We start from the raw sequence: 17,110 nt of genomic DNA, 5'->3' as shown, positions 1-17,110 counted from the left end.
GCTCTGCTCTGCTCTGCTCTGCTCTGCTCTGCTCTGCTCTGCTCTGCTCTGCTCTGCTCTGCTCTGCTCTGCTCTGCAATGAGTGATGGCAGATCACGGAAACAAAAAAAGCGCCCTGAGGCGCTTTTTTCATATCAACCGGATGATCAGGCTTTGAACTTGCTGAACACCAGAGAGGCGTTGGTGCCGCCAAAGCCGAAGCTGTTGGACATGACGGTGTTGAGCTCGGCCTCTTCGTACTCGCGCACGATGGGCAGACCTTCCGCTTTCTCGTCCAGAGTCTCGATGTTGATGCTGGGAGCGATAAAGCCGTGCTCCATCATCAGCAGGGAGTAGACAGCCTCGTGCACGCCGGCAGCGCCCAGCGCATGACCGGTCATCGCCTTGGTGGCGGAGATCTTGGGACCGTTGGCGCCAAACAGAGTCTGGATGGCTTCCAGCTCCTTGGTATCGCCAACCGGGGTGGAGGTACCGTGGGTGTTGATGTAATCAACCTTGCCGACACCCTGCATTGCCATCTTCATGCAACGCACAGCGCCTTCGCCACTCGGGGCAACCATGTCGTAGCCATCAGAAGTAGCACCGTAACCGGTCAGCTCGGCATAGATGTGAGCACCACGGGCCAGAGCATGTTCCAGCTCCTCAACCACCAGGATACCGCCGCCACCGGAGATAACGAAACCATCGCGGTTCGCATCATAGGTACGGGAGGCTTTTTCCGGCGTGTCGTTGTACTTGGTAGAGAGCGCGCCCATGGCGTCAAACTGGATGGTAGAGGACCAGTCCAGCTCCTCGCCGCCACCAGCGAAGACCACATCCTGTTTGCCAAGCTGGATCAGCTCCAGCGCGTGACCGATGCAGTGAGCAGAGGTGGCGCAGGCGGAGCTGATGGAGTAGTTGACCCCCTTGATCTGGTACGGGGTCGCCAGACAGGCAGAGGTGGTGGAAGACATGGTACGCGGCACCATGTAAGGGCCCACACGCTTGACCCCTTTCTCACGGGCGATGTCCACAGACTCCGAGGTGTTCTTGCCGGAAGCACCACCTGAGCCGACCACCAGGCCGGTACGCTCGTTGGAGACCTGCTCTTGCGCCAGACCGGCATCTTCAATGGCCTGCTGCATGGAGAGGTAGGCATAGGCCGCAGCGTCACCCATGAAACGCATGACTTTACGGTCGATCAGTTCAGACGGCTCGAGTTTGATATTACCCCAGACACGGCTGCGCAGGTTGTGCTGCTCGAACTGCTCGGAATAGGTGATGCCGGATTTACCTGCTTTCAGGGAGGCCAGCACTTCTTCCTTGTTGTTGCCGATACTGGAGATGACGCCGATACCGGTGATCACTGCTCTTCTCATTAATTCATCTCGTCTGGAAAAACTGGCGCCAAGTCTACCCGCTTTCGGCTGCCAAACTGGTCTGCTTTCACGTAGAATGCCCGCGTTTTTGTGACGCGAGCCGAGGAAAACGTGAGTCAAACATCCTTACATCATGCCCGATTGGACTGGAACGAGGCGGGAACTCCAGTCTCCAGTGAGTTCGGGGATGTGTACTTTTCCAATGATAACGGTCTAGCTGAAACGCGCTATGTCTTTTTGCAGCAAAACCGGCTGCCAGCGCGATTTTTGCACCACGATCGTGACACTTTCGTGATAGGTGAGACAGGTTTCGGCACAGGTCTTAACTTTCTGGCGACAATGGCAGCCTTTCAGGAACAGGCGCCCCAAACCGGCAACGGCTCCCGCCTTCACTTCATCAGTTTCGAAAAATACCCCCTGACCCAGGACGATCTGCGCAAGGCGTTGGCCGCCTGGCCTGAACTTGGCCACTTGAGTCAGGATCTTGTTGCCCAATGGCCGCAGCCGGTCTCCGGTTGCCACCGCCTGCATTTTGCGGGCGGCCGCATTCACCTCGATCTCTGGTTTGGCGACATCAAGGATATGCTGCCGCAGGTGCCTCACCGGGCAGAGGGGCTGGTGGATGCCTGGTATCTGGATGGTTTCTCCCCAGCCAAGAACCCGGAGATGTGGACACAGGAGCTGTTTGATGGTCTCGCTCGCCTCGCCCGTCCCGATTGCTCCATCACCACCTTTACCTGTGCCGGTTTTGTCCGTCGCGGCCTGATTGCCGCCGGTTTTGCCATGAAGAAGGTGAAGGGCCACGGTAGCAAGCGGGAGATGCTGGTGGGGGATCGCACCGACAAGCAGCCGCAGCAAACCATCGCCCCCTGGTATGCCCGTCCTGCCGGGCGCGCTGGCGAGGTAGTGATCATCGGCGGTGGCATTGCCTCGGCCATGACGGCGCTCTCTCTGGTGGAGCGGGGCCGCAAGGTGACGTTGCTGTGTGCAGATGGCGAACCGGCCACCGGCGCCTCCGGCAACCGCCAGGGCGCGCTTTATCCACTGCTTAACGGCGAGCACGATGCGCTATCACGCTTCTATTCGCTCGCTTTTGGCTATGCCCGCCAACGGCTACTGGCGTTGGCCGAACGCCATCCCATCGCTTTCGAATTATGCGGAGTGACCCAGCTCGGTTATGACGACAAATCGGCAGCCAAGTTGGCGAAAATGAGCCAGGGCCCCTTCCCACCCGAGCTGATGCATCCCCTCTCTACAGCAGAGGTAGAGCAGGTGGTTGGCCTGCCCTGCGGCCACAGCGGCGTCAGTTACCCGCTGGGGGGCTGGCTCTGCCCTGCGGATCTCACCCGCGCTGCAATCAAAGAAGCACAAGCCAGTGGTCTGCTGCAGGTGGAGTACCACACCCAAGTAAGCGCCATTGCCGAGCAGGCCGATGGCTGGCAAGTAGAAAGCCAGGATGGCCGCCACTGGCAGGCCCCCAATCTGGTGGTCGCCGCCGGTCACCAATTGCCAGCACTGCTCCCCTTTGCCGAGCTGCCCCTCTATCCGGTGCGCGGTCAGGTGAGCCATGTGCCGACCACGGCCAGCTTGCGTCAGCTCAAGACTGTGCTCTGTTATGATGGCTACCTCACCCCGATGCACAACGAGCAGCACTGCATCGGCGCCAGCTATGGCCGCAACCAGAGCAGTCTCGAGTTTCGTGCCGAGGATCAGGCGCAGAATCAAGCGCGGTTGCAAGCCTGCCTGCCACAGCAAGCCTGGCCCGCCGAAGTGGATGTGAGCGGCAATGAGGCGCGCGTAGGGGTGCGTTGTGCCAGTCGGGATCACCTGCCAGTGGTGGGGTCAATCGTCAGATTGGCAGGCCTAGAGGATCACTATGCGCATCTGCAGCATGATCTGCACAACGCCCAGCCGCTGCCTCTTCACCCCGGCCTCTATGTGCTGGGAGCGCTCGGCTCACGGGGTCTCTGCTCGGCGCCGCTCTGTGGCGAGCTGCTCGCCAGCGAGATCTGCGGCGATCCCCTGCCGCTGGCTGCCGATCTGCTGGAGGCGCTCCACCCTGCCCGTTATTGGGTACGTAAAATGCTCAAGGGCAAAGCTCTGGTCTAAACCGGACTCTGCAAACAAATAGAATGGCCGCTCATCGGGCGGCCATTCTATTTATCAAATCATTCGATATAGAGGCGTGTTGGCAGGATATCGGACCCTCTATAGCGCTCACTTGGGCCAATGCACCCCGAGCTGTTCGCCATAACCCGTCTGACGCTGGAAATCGTCTACCCGTGCCTTCACCTTGTTCAATTCGCCACTGCCCGCAGCCCAGGCGGCATAGCGCAACGCCTGGCAATCTGCATGGCCTGGTAGTGCCGCAATCGCCCCGCCCACCTGATTTCCGCCTTGCAGCACCATCTCTTTGAAACGGGATTCATAGTCAAACATGCTGGAGAGCAGCCGACCCCAGCGCTGGCGAGCAGGGTCACTCCCCTCCGAACTCTGACGCCAGCGGGGCAACAATACAGTGGCATGAGTCGTTACCGTTACCCGTTTGAGCTGGCAACGCCCCGGCAACTGGTCGGTTTCCAGCTGCCAGTCCACCTGATAACTCGCCTTGCCGAGCACAGGCTTGCCATTCACCTTGGGGGCACTCTGAGCAATGGCGCGTGCCAGTTGATCTGGCTGGGCAGCACTTACCTCATAAAAACGGACATTGATGCGGGACTCTGGCACCACTTGCGGCCGGCTCGGCTGAGCCTGACTCATCAGGGGCAACAGCAATAGCACGCTCCCCACTACTCCATAAACCTTGCTGACCATGCCAGACTACCTTCCTTGATTGCACGGGCGGAGTACCAACCTTGGTGAAACCCACCGCCACACAGATGACGGGTATAGCCTATGTGTGACCAAGAGGCGGCGCAATACAATGATGAGCCCAGAAATCAGAGCAAGCTCACAGGTTGCGTGAGCAAAGTATGGCACAAGGATGAAACTGTATTTTTATTGAGCAGGACGACTGATGCGCTGCCAGTCGAGGTGATAGTTTTTCACATTGATGTCATGACCATCTATCTGAATGAAATGATCATTTTTAAGACGGTTGGCAAAAAAGTCCTGATCTGCCCCCTCATTGAGCCACAGCTCGCAAAGTCCCCGTTTTCCCTCTTTGGCATAAAATCTCGGGGTGACCAGCAACGCGACCCCATCTACCCGGATGGCATGACGGGCCAGGCAGTTTGCTTCGGTGGTTTTGGATGCCAGCGCGGCAAAACGGGGTCTGTTCCCCTCGGCAACCACCAGTACGCCGTAAGAGTGAGGAGCCATGAGACGCCGCATGGCGACCGCCTGATGAGGACCGGTTTGATGAAAACCGTCATTGGTTACCGCAAACACGCAAGTAGGTGAAAATAGCATCGCGAGCAGGAAAAGAGAGCGTTTAATGCCTGAAAAATCACCAATCACCATATAAAAGCCTCAAAAGACAACCAAGGCTGGCAAGGGTAGGTAGCCAAACCCGCTGGGTAAAGTACCTTTACCTTTCTTTAATTCTGTTCATAGGGTTAAACGTTGATTTAGCTCACACAACATCCTGTTTCCAGTCGCCACTCTACCCCTATCGGAATAGACTCCTTCCACTCTCATCCAATCAGAAGGCAACATATGCTGGAACTCATTGTTGGCACCTTGGTCACCCTGGTGGTGGGCCGTGCCATTTTCAAAGGATACTCCGCAACCGGGGTGCTGCTGAGCGGCGGCTTGCTGCTGCTGGTCATCACCGCCATGATGGGCAAGCCGGTATTGCCGAGCAAGGTGGTCAGCACCGGTTATCTCGCAACCGATATCTTCGAATACGTCCGCTTCCTGCTCAATGATCGTGGCGGTGGACTGGGGATGCTGATCATGGTGCTCTGTGGCTTCGCCGGCTACATGAGCCATATCGGCGCCAACACCATTCTGGTCAAGCTGGCCAGCAAACCGCTCGGCATCATCAAATCCCCCTATATCCTGCTGGTGGCTGCCTATCTGGTGGCCTGCGCCATGTCGCTGGCGGTGAGCTCCGCTACCGGCCTCGGCGTGCTGCTGATGGCCACCCTGTTCCCGCTGATGGTCAACATGGGGATCTCCCGTGGCGCGGCTGCGGCCGTGTGCGCCTCGCCAGCCGCTATCATTCTGGCACCGACCTCAGGGGACGTGGTGATGGCTGCTCAGGCCGCCAACATGCCGCTGCTGGATTTTGCCTTCAAGCTGACCCTGCCCATCTCGCTGGTGGCGATCGCCTGCATGGCGGTGACCCACTTCTTCTGGCAGCGCTACCTTGATCAAAAATCCGGTGAGCACAACGAGCCGGTCGCCCCGGGTGATCTGGTGACGACTGCGCCTGCCTTTTACGCCATCCTGCCCTTTACCCCCATCATCGGAGTGCTGGTGTTTGACGGCAAATGGGGTCCGCAGCTGGATATCGTCACCATCATCGTCATGTGCATGGTGCTGGCCAGCCTGCTGGAGCTGGTGCGGATCCGCAATGGCAAGGAGCTGCTGGACGGTCTGCAGGTCTGTTGGCGCAACATGGCTGATGCCTTTGCCGGTGTGGTCATGCTGCTGGTCGGTGCCGGTGTCTTCGCCCAGGGTCTGATGACCGTCGGCTTTATCGACACCCTGCTGGCTCACGCGCAGGATCTCGGTTCGGGTGGTCTGATCATGATGCTGTCACTGGTGGTGATCACCACCCTGGCCGCCTTCACCACCGGCTCGGGTAATGCCCCCTTCTACGCCTTCGTGGAGTTGATCCCCAACCTGGCCAGCAGCCTTGGCATCAACCCGGCCTATCTGGTGATCCCGATGCTGCAAGCCTCCAACCTGGGTCGCACCATTTCTCCGGTCTCCGGGGTGGTGGTCGCCTGTGCCGGGATGGGCAAGCTCTCGCCGTTCGAGGTGGTCAAGCGCACCAGTATGCCGGTCGCCGTCGGCCTGCTGGTGGTGATCGTCGCCACCCAGATCATGGTACCCGCCTGATCGCTGACCAGCCCGGCACCCTGCCGGGCTGGTATCCTCCCCCTCCTTTGCAGTAGACTCGGTGCTCATTTTCCCCTAAGGAGGACCGAGATGAGTATTACGGTTCAACTTGCCCATTTCAGTGATTGCCACTCCCACTTCGATGGCGCGCCCATGAGCTTCTCCCCTATCGGTGAAGGCCAGTGGCGCACCCAGTGCGGCGGTTATGCCCGGATCCTGACCCGACTGACCCAACTGCGTGCAAAAGCCGCAGCTGCCGGCCAGCGTTTTCTGTTTCTGCACGGTGGCGACTCCTTTCAGGGCTCGCTCTATTTCAACCGCTTCAAAGGGCGCGCCAACGCCGACCTGCTCGCCATGCTGGCCCCCGATGCCATGGTACTTGGCAACCATGAGTTCGATCTGGGCAACGGCCCGCTGGTGGAGTTCTTGCGCCAGCTCGATTTTCCGGTGCTGGCCGCCAATCTGGATAACAGTCAGGAGCCTGCCGACACGCCGCTTGGGCTGTGGGATATTCCCCATCTCTACGACGCCCATCAGCCCTGGCATCGTCAGATGATCGACGGGGTTCCCTTTGCGCTGCTCGGCATCACCCTCGCCCAGATGGCTGCCATCGCCAACCCGGATCCCCACACCCGTTTCCACGCGGTCGCCGACACCCTCACCAGGGTGTTGCAGGAGATCAAGCGCGAAGGGATCCAGCATATCGTGCTGCTGAGCCACCTCGGGCTGGATCAGGACAAGCTGCTGGCCGAGCGCTTCCCCGAGCTCAGCCTCATCATCGGCGGCCATACCCATAGCCTGCTCGGCGATCTCGCGCCGCTGGGTCTGCCAAGCGAAGGCAGTTATCCGCTGATGAACAACGGGGTGGCTATTTTGCACGCTGGCCACAGCGCCCTCTGCCTCGGTGTCTGCGAGCTCACCTTCGATGAGGCGGGCCGCGTCGTGCAGAGTCAGGGGCAGCTGGAGTGGCTCCCCTGGCAGCCCTGGCCATTTGCCTCCACCCCACCCGCCGGGCTCACCTTCTGCGAGCCGGATGCACAGCTTGAAAAACATCTGGCCAAACGCTATCGGCCTGAGATTGAAACCATGAGCCAGCGCATCGTCACCCGACTGGCGGCGCCACTGCCCCATCAGCGGCTGCCGGATGCCACCCTGCCGCACGGCAGCCAGCTCGCCCCGCTGGTGGCCCGCGCCATGCTGACCGCTGCCCGTGAACAGGTAGGCGAGGTGGACTTTGCCCTGCACAATGCTGGCGGCGTGCGCTGCTCGCTGGAGCCGGGCCCCCTGAGCGAAGCGGATATCGCCGGTCGCCTGCTGCCGTTTGCCATTCCCCTCACCCTCTATCGGGTGCACGGTCACGAGTTGGCGGAGGCGCTGGAGAATGCCATCGACAACGCCACCAACAACGGCGTGGTCGGCAATGGCAACGGCAGCTTCCCCTACACCGCAGGGGTGCGATTCACCTATCAGGCCGATCGGCCCAAGGGCCAGCGCATCACCCGACTGGAGTGGGAAGCCGCCCCCGGCCAGTGGCAAGCGGTCAATGCCGCACAGGTCTATCGCGGGGTGTCGAGCGCCTATACCGCCTCCGGCAAGGAGGGTTACACCGCACTGGCGCGCACCCTGACCCAGCACAATCAGGAGCTCGGCATCACCCTGGCCGACGCTTTTATCCGCTGGGCCCGTCACCTGCCGACACTGGAAGCGCAGCCCCCCCTGCTTGAGTACATCCATTGATGCAGAGGGGGAATGGCTGGCTTCGCCACATCCCCCTGACGGCCAATATTGCCGCAGCCAGCGCCCGGTTCCCTGCAAGAACCGGGCTTTTTCGAGAATATTTGCCCCACACGGGCCTGCCCCATTGCATCGCACTCACTAGCTCGGCAAGATAGGCCCGCTTTCAAGACCAGCTGCAGGAACAGGCGACTTCATGAATCACTCCATCCGTTTCACTCCCCCTCGCGTCAACCCGAGTATCAAGCCAGCCATTGTGCTGCTGACCGCCTTGCTGGCGCTGCTCTTCTGTCTGCGCAACCCGCTCTTCCACGCCATGGCGCCGGGGTTTGATGCCTCGCTGTTCGCGGTGATGGGCAAGATGTGGAGCGAAGGGGGGGTGCTCTATCGCGACATGATCGACATCAAGGGGCCGATGATCTTCGCTCTCGACGCGCTGGGCTATCGAATGGGGGGATTTGTCGGGATCTGGACACTGGAGTGGGTGCTCTGCTGGCTCGGATTGCTGGCCAGCTGGCAGGCCTTTGCCCAGCTAGGACTCTCGTTCAAGGCGCGCCTTGGCGCCATGCTGGCGGTGCTGGCTCTCTACGGCACCCGTTACTACTACGGCAACATGACTGAGGACTGGACCTTCCACCTCGCCCTCATCGCCCAGTGGGCCTTCATCACCCTGCTGCTGGACAAGGGATTTCGCTGGTGGCCGGCGCTGGTGGCGGCCCTCACCTTCGCCATCGTCGCCTGGATGCGCACCAACAACGGCGCCTTCTGGGGAGCCTGGTATCTGGTGCTGTTCTGCCACTGGTGTCTGCATGAGAAGTGGCGTGATGCCATCTTGCTGCTCATCTCCAGCCTGCTGGGGCTGGCGCTGATTGGCGGCCCGCTTTACGCCTACTTCCAGCAGCATGATCTGCTGGCGGCCTTCAAATACTACGCCTTCGACATCTTCTTCGAAGGGAGCTACGGCAATGGCTTCTCCCCCATGGTGGGCGCCGTCGGCCTGCTGCGCACCGGCCTTGTGATGCTGCTGCCCGCCTTCATCATTCTGATGCTGAGCCGCCGTCAGGAGTGGTATCTGCCCGCCCTGCTGGCAACCCTGTTTGGGGTGCTGTTTACCCTGATCGCCAACTCGGTCTCCGGCCATGTGTTCGATCACTACGACGTGCTCTATCTGCAACTGGCAGTGCTGCCGCTGGCGGTATTGCTGGATCGCAGCGAACAGCAGGCAGATGCCATCGGGCTGCTCTGCATCTCGCTGGTGGTGCTCACCGCCAGCTGGCTGCTGGCCCAGCAGCTCGGTTTTGGCTGGAGCACCAAGGAGTGGTCCCTCGAGCGGGTCAACGAGGTGCTCGGCACCAGCCTGCTGTGGGCGCTGCCGGTGCTGATCCTCATCCCCCTCTGGCGAGCCTGGGATGTGCGCAGTGCCACCCCCTGGCTGGCGACTCTGGCCATGCTGCTGCTGATGATCAACAACGCCTGGGAAGGGACCCTCAAGGGTCGCCCCTTCAATCCGGCGGCGCAGGTACGGGTCGATCGCATCAAGGCCGAGACAGTCCCGAGCGACAAGATCTGGGTCGATGGCATCCAGCCGCAATATTATCTCTGGACCGATCGCCAGCCAGCGTCCGCCTATCTCTTCTTTGCCAACGTCAATCCGCCCTATGACGTGCGCGAGCGGGTGCTGGCCGATATCCAGCGCCAGAATCCGAAGTTCATCATCGCCAAGCCGGATCGGGTGAGCGAGGAGCTGAAAAAGCCGAGCTCCCCTTCCCATCTCGCCTTTTATCAATACCTGACCAGCCACTACGAAGAGGTGGATCCGGGTCTCTATCGCCGACGCTGATCGTCAATACGCCCCGCAGGGCGGCCATTGTTGCAATGGCCGCCCTTTTTATTGCGCCAGATCGCCTTGCAGCGGCGGCCCGCAGTAGGCAAGCCCGCCCGAGATAACTACAATGACGCTCTTTTTGATGTAACGAGTGACACCATGGCGGAACTGACTTATCTGGGCGGCTATCCAGACCCCCTCAAGGCACAGGTACAGCAGCTGATTGCGGCGGGCAAGCTGGGGGAGATGCTGGCCAAACGCTATCCGGAAAGCCACCAGATCCAGAGCGACAAGGCGCTGCTTGCCTACACCATGGAGCTGAAGAACCGCTACCTCAAGAGCTCGGCGCCCCTGTCAAAGGTGGTGTTCGATGGCAAGATCAACGTGATCAAGGATGCCCTCGGCCTGCACACCTACGTCAGCCGGGTACAGGGCAGCAAGCTCAAGGCCAAGAACGAGATCCGCATCGCCGCCCTGTTCAAGGAGGCGCCGCCCCCGTTCCTGAAAATGATCGTGGTGCACGAGCTGGCCCATATCAAAGAGAAGGATCACAACAAGAGCTTCTACCAGCTCTGCCAGCACATGGAGCCCGACTATCATCAACTGGAGTTTGATCTCAGACTCTGGCTCACCTGGCGTGATATCGACAAGGCCAACCGCTAGGCTGACAACCGTTTCAGGGAGGAAACATGTCATTTGCCGCCATCCCCTTTGGTGCCACCCGCTTTATTGCCACTTTGGTAATGGCCAACTTGGGCTGCGCTGCCTATCCCCGCCGCGCGTCACGCGGGCTGCTGGCCCTGCTGCTTCTGCTCGCGGGCCACAGCGCCCTGGCCGATGAGCGCTGGCAGAGCGACAGCTATCTGGTCGAGAGCTTTATGGCCATCGCCATGGAGCGGGAGTATGGCGAAGCCAGGCAGACCCGTTTTGCCCGCTGGCAGCAGCCGATCCGGCTGCAACTTATCAACGAATCGGGTGACAAGCCGCTGCAGGCCGACGTAGTGAAGGTACAGGCGGCCCATCTGGCCCGCATCACCGGCCACCCCATCAGCATGGTGACCGCAAAGCCCAACCTCACCCTGATCATGACCGACTACAGCAAGATGAAGAGCTGGGCCAACCGCACCATGGGGGGGGATCCATCGGTCAAGATGGCGCTCAAGGAGGGGCTCTGCCTTGCCAACTTCGCAACCAATGCGAAACACGAGATCAGCCGTGCCACCATCATCATTCCGGTAGACTACAGCAGAGCCAAGGGGCGTTTTCTCGACTGCGTGGTGGAGGAGTTCACCCAGGTGATGGGTCTGCCCAACGACTCGGACAAGGTGTTTCCCTCCATCTTCAATGACAACAGCATCGACAGCTTTTTGACCGGGCTGGACTATGTGCTGCTCAAGATGGCCTATCACCCGGCCCTCAAAGCCGGAATGAGCAGTGCCGAGATCCGCGCCGCACTGCCCATTGCGCTGGCCGACCTGCGCGCCAAAGGGGAGATCCGCGAAGCCAACCGCCGGGTGCAGCAGCAGAGCCTGAAAAGCTGGGCGGGACTGTAACGGCATGGCTCAACCCAGAGCCAGACAAGCCACTGCGACTCACCACCAACAAAAAACGCAGCCACCTGGCTGCGTTTTTTGTTGTATGGGTATCAGCAGTGCATTAGCAGGCATGCCCGTTTATCCGCAGCCCATTTATCCACCGCCCAGAATTATCCACTGACCATGGGGATCAGGATGCGACGTTCTCTTCCGGCATCCAGCTGTCGGCGTTCTCCCACACCTCCTGCACCATGGCTTCGGCCAGCTCTTTGTCTTCCTTGCTGGCACGGCTGACGGTCAGAGCCATGGTACTGCCCGGCGCGACCCGCACATGGATGTCGGGAAATTTTTCGCCAAGCTGCTTGAGCAGCTCCTGACGCAGCGCCTCCATGGTCGAGGTCGGGATCTGATGTTTTCTGTCGATGATGATTTCAAGACGCATAGGAAACTTCTCCATGATTTATAACTGTATTTTTATCCAGTATTCATGGGAAGTAAAGTGCCAACTTGCACCAATCAGAAAAGATCCAGCTGCTGACCACAGATCCGGTCGAACGACTCGCCGATAAAGGGCAGGATGGCATCGGCAATGGGCCGCAACTGCTTGTCGATATAGTGCTCGTAATCGATGGCGCTGCGCCGGTACTCCAGCGGCTCGGGGCCATTGAGGGTCATCAGATAGGCGATGGCGCCCCGATGCTGATAGCGCTGGGGCAGACCGCGGCGCAGGTTCTCCTCATCGGCCAGCCGCGCCGCCCGCACATGGGGCGGCACATTCTTCTGATACTCTTCGAGCTTCTGGCGCAGCCGTTTGCGGTAGATAAGCAGATCGTCGTGACGACCGGCGCGGGTCTCATCGACCATGATGCGCACATAACCGCTGGGATCTTCATCGTGAAACACCAGCTCATAGAGGCGGGTCTGGAACTGCTTGGCCAGCATGGTCCAGTCGGTGCGCACCGATTCGAGCCCCTTGAACACCAGCTGTTCACTCCCTTCACTGGCCTTGCCAACCAGCCCCGCATAGCGCTTCTTGCTGCCCTTCTCCAGCCCGCGGATGGTGGGCATCAGGAAGCGGCGATAGTGGGTCTCGTACTGGATCTCCAGATAGCTCGGCAGGTTGAACTCGCACCTGATCAGTGCAGCCCAGTTATCGTTGATCATTTGCGCCAGTCGCTGGCCGATCTCGTCCGCCTCATCGGGGCTGGTCTCGCGCCCCAGATGGACAAAGGTGGAATCGGTGTCACCATAGATCACCTCGAACCCCTTCGCCTCAATCCACTCGCGGGTCTGCTGCATGATGCTGTGGCCACGCAGGGTAATGGACGAGGCTAGGCGCGGATCATAGAAACGGCAGCCCCCCGACCCCAGCACCCCGTAGAAGGAGTTCATGATGATCTTGATGGCCTGGGAGAGTGCCTTGTTGCTGGCAGCCTTGGCCCGATCCCGCGCCGCCCAGAGGGTAGCGATGAGACCCGGCAAGAAGTGGCGCTCGCGGGAGAACATGGCGCCGCGAAAGCCCGGAATGGCGTGCTCGGGATGCTGCAGCCCCTCGATGAGCCCCATGGGATCGATGCAGAAGGTGCGGATGATGCTGGGATAGAGGCTCTTGAAATCGAGCACCAGCACATGACGATAGAGACCGGGTTTGGAGTCCATCACATAGCCGCCGGGGCTCGCCAGCCCACCGTCGGCTGGCAAATTGGGGGCCACGTAGCCGCCACGATGCAGCCGCGGCAGATAGAGGTTGGTAAAGGCCGCCACCGAGCCCCCCACCCTGTCCAGCTCAAGGCCGGTGAGGGAGGCGCGTTCAATGGCAAAAGGGATGAGGTGGCAGAAATCGAAGATTTCCCACACCAGCTTGCAATCTTCCAGGTTGTAGCGGGCCAGCGCCTCCTTGTCGGAGTGGAACAGTTCGGTGATCTTCTCCCCCCGATTGGCCACGTCCTCGATATCCTTGCCACGGCCAAGCAGTTCGCTCGCCACCGCATCCAGGCTGTAGCTAGCAAACTGCCAGGTGGCGCTTTTGAGGGTGTCGATGCCATCCAGCACCATGCGCCCGGGGATAATAACGTTGCCAGTCTGGGGATCGTTGCGCGATGAGCGCCAGAAACAGAGCTCGTGGCCACGACCGAGCCGCAGCCGCCGCTTGTTGAGCTCGGCGCGGCGCAGCAGCAGGCGAAAGTCGAAGTTGACCACGTTCCAGCCGATGACCAGATCGGGGTCGTGCCGCACAAACCAGCGCTCCAGCGCACTCAGCAGGGCGCTCTCGTCCTCTACCCATTCGACCCTGGTACTCCAGCTATCGGCGTCGGCCTCCGGCGTACCGATCATGATGACCCGTGCATCCTCTTCGCTGTAGAGCCCCACCGAGAAGAGGGCCCCATCCATGGCACACTCCACGTCCAGCGACACCCAGGAGAGGGTCGGTGTCACCGTCTGCGGCGCACAGCGCGCCTCGTTTACTTCCCAGTAGCCGTGCTTGCCCCCTTTCTTGAGGGTGCGCCCCTCAAAGCGCACGCCGGCAGTGATGAAACGCTCCATCAGGTAGCGCTCCGGCAGCCGAATATCCGCCTCGAAGTGCTCCAGCCCGCGGATGAGCAGCAGCTCGATGGCACGGTGAAAGGCGCTCAGGGTGGCAAAGTAGCAGCCCACCACGGCGCGGCCATCAAAGGTATGCATCGGCAGGCGGCGAAACCGCCCGCTCACCCCGGCGCCTTTGAACAGCTCGGCGGCCTCTGCCATGTGACTCTGCGGCAAAAAAAACACCGGCTCCTGCCCCGGCACCACCACCCGCACCGGCCCCTGCGCACTCCAGAGCCACATCACGATTTCGGTGGTGGCAGCGTGCCCGTTGCGACCGCGCACGTCCCGACCGTGGCGGGTCAGGATAAAACCGTCGAGCGGCGGGGTGGCGGGTACGGTGGGCTGGGTTGCAGTCATGAAGCGTAAAGGGGCTGTCCGAGAATGGGACTATTGTACGTTCATACAGTGCCCGCTCGCAATCGTCACGCAGGCTGCGAGGCTGGAGTCAAACTGGTAAGCTCGATGCCGTCGTTATTCCCGCCCATCCCGTTCTGACCACTCTTCGCCGACCAAAGGAGTCTCTGTGGCAATCTATTCCCTGCTGGATCAGCTGGCCATCCCCTACCAGCGTGTCGATCATCCCCCGGTGTTTACCTGCGAGGAGGCGAGCAAGCTGCTGCCCGACCTGCCCGCCGCCAAGACCAAAAACCTCTTTTTGCGCGACCCGAAAAGCGAGCGGCTGTTTCTGGTGGTGAGCCCGGAGGAGAGCCGGGTCGATCTCAAGGCGCTGGCGGCAAAGCTTGGCGTCAAGCGGCTGAGCTTTGGCTCCCCGGAGCGGCTCGATGCGGTGCTCGGCCTCACCCCGGGCTCGGTGACCCTGCTCGCCATGGTGCGCGATAGCGAGCGTGCCGTGGAGCTGGTGGTGGATGAGGCTATCTGGCAAGCCGAACAGGTGCAGTGCCATCCGTTGGTCAACACCGCGACTCTGATCATCCGCCTCGACGACGTGCGCCGTCTGCTGACCCATCTGGACAGGGAGGCCATCGTCATGCGCTTGCCTGCTGCAACCTGCAATTAGCACAACGTCTGGCGGTTGGGTTCACCCTGCCGCCAACACAACCACCTTTCACGCAGCGAAATTGACTGACAAGACAATAAAATGGCTCCTTGTGCGCTAATAAATCGAGTCAGCAATTGCCATCGAGCAAGAAGTCGGAGGTGAGCACATTCGGCCATTTAACCAATTGATAATAGGTTGGATTCATGTTGTGATCGGCCACTGCCAGCGGGCGATACCCCATCGCCTGTTCGTTCACAGGTGACTTCCCAGAGAGCCCCTTGATGCCAAGTCTGTTTTCCTCAGCCCAGTTGTTGAGTCTGGTGCTGTTCGTCACGCTGTCACATGTGGGGGTCGCCACCATTTTCGCCGCCATGTGGCACACCCATCGCCAGATCAGGGCATTGATCTACTGGTCAGCGGGGGAACTGGTTATCGCGGGGGCTTTTTGCTGCCTGCTGCTGCGCCCCCTTGAGGGAAATGCATCCCTTGCCAATATTCTCTGCACCAACCTGCTGTTGATGTCGACCACCCTGCTCTATGAACGGGGGATGCGCCACTTCTTTCGCCGTGAAGCCGACCAACTGGGCTGGCTGCTGCCCGCCGTTACCCTCGGCGGTTTCGTCCTGTTTGCCCTGACCGCCCTGCAGCAACCCCTCTTTGATGTGCACAGCCGGATCATCGTGCTCTCCGGCGTGCTCTCGCTGCAGATTGCGCTACTTATCTGGCAGCTCTGGCGCTACCAACGGCTGGCCCCCGTCTATCGGGTGCTGCGCTTTGCCATTCTGCTGCTCGGCCTGCAACTGCTGTTGCAACTACTGCGGATCGCCAAACACCTCTGGCAGCCGGAGCTGGCGGCCAACTCCTTCACCGACCCGCTGCTCGGGCCTGTGATCCTGCTCAGCCTACTCTTTACCATCGCCCGCAGTTATCTGCTGTTGAGCCTGGTCCACACCCGCCAACAGCAAGGCCTGCTGGCCACCCAGCGCAAGCTGGAGCGGCGCGCCAATCAGGACGAGCTGACCGGTCTGTTCAGCCGCCACTATTTCGAACGCCAGGTGACCCTGCGCGCCCGTCAGGTGACAAGCCCCGCCCAGCTGCTGCTGATCGATCTGGACAACTTCAAGCAGATCAACGACCGCCACGGCCACCCCGCCGGTGATGCCATGCTGCGGGCCGTGGGTCGGGTGATCACCAATACCCTGCCTTCTGAGGGCATGGCCGGTCGGCTTGGCGGCGATGAGCTGGCCCTGCTGCTGATGGCGGACCCGCAGACCCTGCCCGACTACTGCCACAGCCTGCAACAACAGACCGCCGAGGCGACCCGAGAGCTGGCCGGTGGCCCCATCAGCCTCAGCATCGGCCTCACCTCGCTGCACCCTGACGAGGGGTTTGAAGCGGCCTACCTGCGCGCGGATCGGGCCCTTTACGCCGCCAAACAGGCTGGGAGGCAACGGGCCTGCGTACAGGAGCTCAACCACAACGAGCCGCAACCGCTGCCGCCCTGCGCGCTCCTGTCATGAGCGCAGTGCTCGCTCTGCAATGCCGACCGGCCAGACTGGCAGATGCCCCGGCTTACCGTCGCTATGTCACCGAATGCGCCGAGGACGGACAGCCGCTCTATCAGGTGGCGCAATTTGACCCGGACGGCTGGTTACAGAGCCTGCTGGATCACGCCGAAGGGCGCAACTTGCCCAGTGGATACCTGCCGACTACCACCTATTTTGCCCTCGATGGCGAGGAGATCATCGCCACCCTGCGCCTGCGTCACGGCAACAATGAGGCAACCCGCCAGTGGCTGGGTCATATCGGTTACGAAACCCGCCCCTGTCGCCGTGGCGAAGGGGCCGCGACCGTGCTGCTGCGCTGGGTGCAACAACAGGTGCTGGCAGCGCCGGTGCTGATCAGCTGCGGCGAAGATAATCTGGCTTCCCGCAAGGTCATCACGGCCGCCGGGGGCGTGTTGCTGGGGCGGCGCTTCCATCCGGGGGATCGCAACTGGCTGGAGATGTATCAGCTAGCCCCCAGCCCCAGCCGACCATAGCCGCAGCACCAATAAAAAGAG

Annotated in this window: 15 protein-coding genes; 9 read left to right on the top strand and 6 right to left on the bottom strand. The window is 60.8% G+C overall.

The genetic code is table 11. The features are described from left to right. Positions 1-146: 146 nt before the first annotated feature. Positions 147-1,358, bottom strand: coding sequence for a beta-ketoacyl-ACP synthase I (gene fabB, locus G5358_RS09555; RefSeq protein WP_042030619.1), 1,212 nt, complete (start codon positions 1,356-1,358; stop codon positions 147-149). Positions 1,359-1,448: 90 nt separating this feature from the next. Here fabB and mnmC point away from each other — a divergent pair, with 90 nt between their 5' ends. Beyond that, the gene (gene mnmC / locus G5358_RS09550) at positions 1,449-3,467 is read left to right on the top strand and encodes a bifunctional tRNA (5-methylaminomethyl-2-thiouridine)(34)-methyltransferase MnmD/FAD-dependent 5-carboxymethylaminomethyl-2-thiouridine(34) oxidoreductase MnmC (RefSeq protein WP_421324007.1); all 2,019 of its coding nucleotides are present in this window, start codon (positions 1,449-1,451) and stop codon (positions 3,465-3,467) included. Between the two features lie 108 nt (positions 3,468-3,575). On the opposite strand, the gene G5358_RS09545 is transcribed toward mnmC, so the two are convergent. After that, a complete protein-coding gene (locus G5358_RS09545) occupies positions 3,576-4,172 on the bottom strand; it encodes a DUF922 domain-containing protein (protein ID WP_216953506.1) in 597 nt (198 codons plus the stop codon). A 183-nt stretch (positions 4,173-4,355) separates the two neighbouring features. Continuing rightward, a complete protein-coding gene (locus G5358_RS09540; RefSeq protein WP_216953505.1) occupies positions 4,356-4,820 on the bottom strand; it encodes a hypothetical protein in 465 nt (154 codons plus the stop codon). A gap of 195 nt (positions 4,821-5,015) precedes the next feature. Between G5358_RS09540 and dcuC the strand changes: the two genes are divergently transcribed. The 5 genes from dcuC (at position 5,016) to G5358_RS09515 (ending at position 11,480) form a co-directional block, all read left to right on the top strand. Then, entirely contained in the window at positions 5,016-6,368 is a 1,353-nt protein-coding gene (gene dcuC / locus G5358_RS09535) for an anaerobic C4-dicarboxylate transporter DcuC (RefSeq protein ID WP_323913366.1), read from the top strand. Positions 6,369-6,458: 90 nt separating this feature from the next. Next, entirely contained in the window at positions 6,459-8,105 is a 1,647-nt protein-coding gene (locus G5358_RS09530) for a bifunctional metallophosphatase/5'-nucleotidase (RefSeq protein ID WP_216978863.1), read from the top strand. 193 nt (positions 8,106-8,298) lie between these two features. After that, on the top strand, positions 8,299-9,942 hold the full coding sequence (locus tag G5358_RS09525) for a hypothetical protein (protein WP_421255854.1): 1,644 nt from the start codon (positions 8,299-8,301) through the stop codon (positions 9,940-9,942). A gap of 144 nt (positions 9,943-10,086) precedes the next feature. Continuing rightward, entirely contained in the window at positions 10,087-10,590 is a 504-nt protein-coding gene (locus tag G5358_RS09520) for a M48 family metallopeptidase (protein WP_005333421.1), read from the top strand. 26 nt (positions 10,591-10,616) lie between these two features. Next, the gene (locus G5358_RS09515; protein WP_421223796.1) at positions 10,617-11,480 is read left to right on the top strand and encodes a DUF2927 domain-containing protein; all 864 of its coding nucleotides are present in this window, start codon (positions 10,617-10,619) and stop codon (positions 11,478-11,480) included. Between the two features lie 172 nt (positions 11,481-11,652). Here the strand turns inward: G5358_RS09515 and G5358_RS09510 are convergent, their stop codons facing one another. Together G5358_RS09510 and G5358_RS09505 are read right to left on the bottom strand one after the other, a co-directional pair. Next, complete coding sequence (locus G5358_RS09510) at positions 11,653-11,904, bottom strand: DinI family protein (RefSeq protein WP_129503940.1); 252 nt, start codon at positions 11,902-11,904, stop codon at positions 11,653-11,655. Positions 11,905-11,978: 74 nt separating this feature from the next. Further along, positions 11,979-14,405 carry a DNA polymerase II gene (locus tag G5358_RS09505; RefSeq protein ID WP_421324006.1) on the bottom strand — a complete coding sequence of 809 codons (2,427 nt, stop codon included), beginning with the start codon at positions 14,403-14,405 and terminating at the stop codon, positions 11,979-11,981. 166 nt (positions 14,406-14,571) lie between these two features. Here G5358_RS09505 and G5358_RS09500 point away from each other — a divergent pair, with 166 nt between their 5' ends. Continuing rightward, positions 14,572-15,066: a prolyl-tRNA synthetase associated domain-containing protein gene (locus G5358_RS09500; RefSeq protein WP_421324005.1), complete on the top strand. Its 495-nt coding sequence runs from the start codon at positions 14,572-14,574 to the stop codon at positions 15,064-15,066. A gap of 109 nt (positions 15,067-15,175) precedes the next feature. Here G5358_RS09500 and G5358_RS09495 read toward each other — a convergent pair whose 3' ends face one another. Continuing rightward, positions 15,176-15,304 (bottom strand): hypothetical protein, encoded by a 129-nt coding sequence (locus G5358_RS09495; protein WP_302054299.1) that lies wholly within the window; start codon positions 15,302-15,304, stop codon positions 15,176-15,178. Between the two features lie 25 nt (positions 15,305-15,329). On the opposite strand from G5358_RS09495, the gene G5358_RS09490 reads away from it, so the two are divergent. Then, positions 15,330-16,568 carry a GGDEF domain-containing protein gene (locus tag G5358_RS09490; protein ID WP_421324004.1) on the top strand — a complete coding sequence of 413 codons (1,239 nt, stop codon included), beginning with the start codon at positions 15,330-15,332 and terminating at the stop codon, positions 16,566-16,568. After that, a complete protein-coding gene (locus G5358_RS09485) occupies positions 16,565-17,089 on the top strand; it encodes a GNAT family N-acetyltransferase (protein WP_421324003.1) in 525 nt (174 codons plus the stop codon). Before G5358_RS09490 ends, G5358_RS09485 begins: the two co-directional genes overlap by 4 nt. The last annotated feature ends 21 nt before the right edge of the window (positions 17,090-17,110 follow it).

This window comes from Aeromonas sp. 604176 (assembly GCF_049170755.1).
GTDB lineage: Bacteria > Pseudomonadota > Gammaproteobacteria > Enterobacterales > Aeromonadaceae > Aeromonas > Aeromonas veronii_A.
The sequence above is the reverse complement of the archived record's forward strand: the minus strand, read 5'-3'. Positions and strand labels throughout refer to the sequence as shown.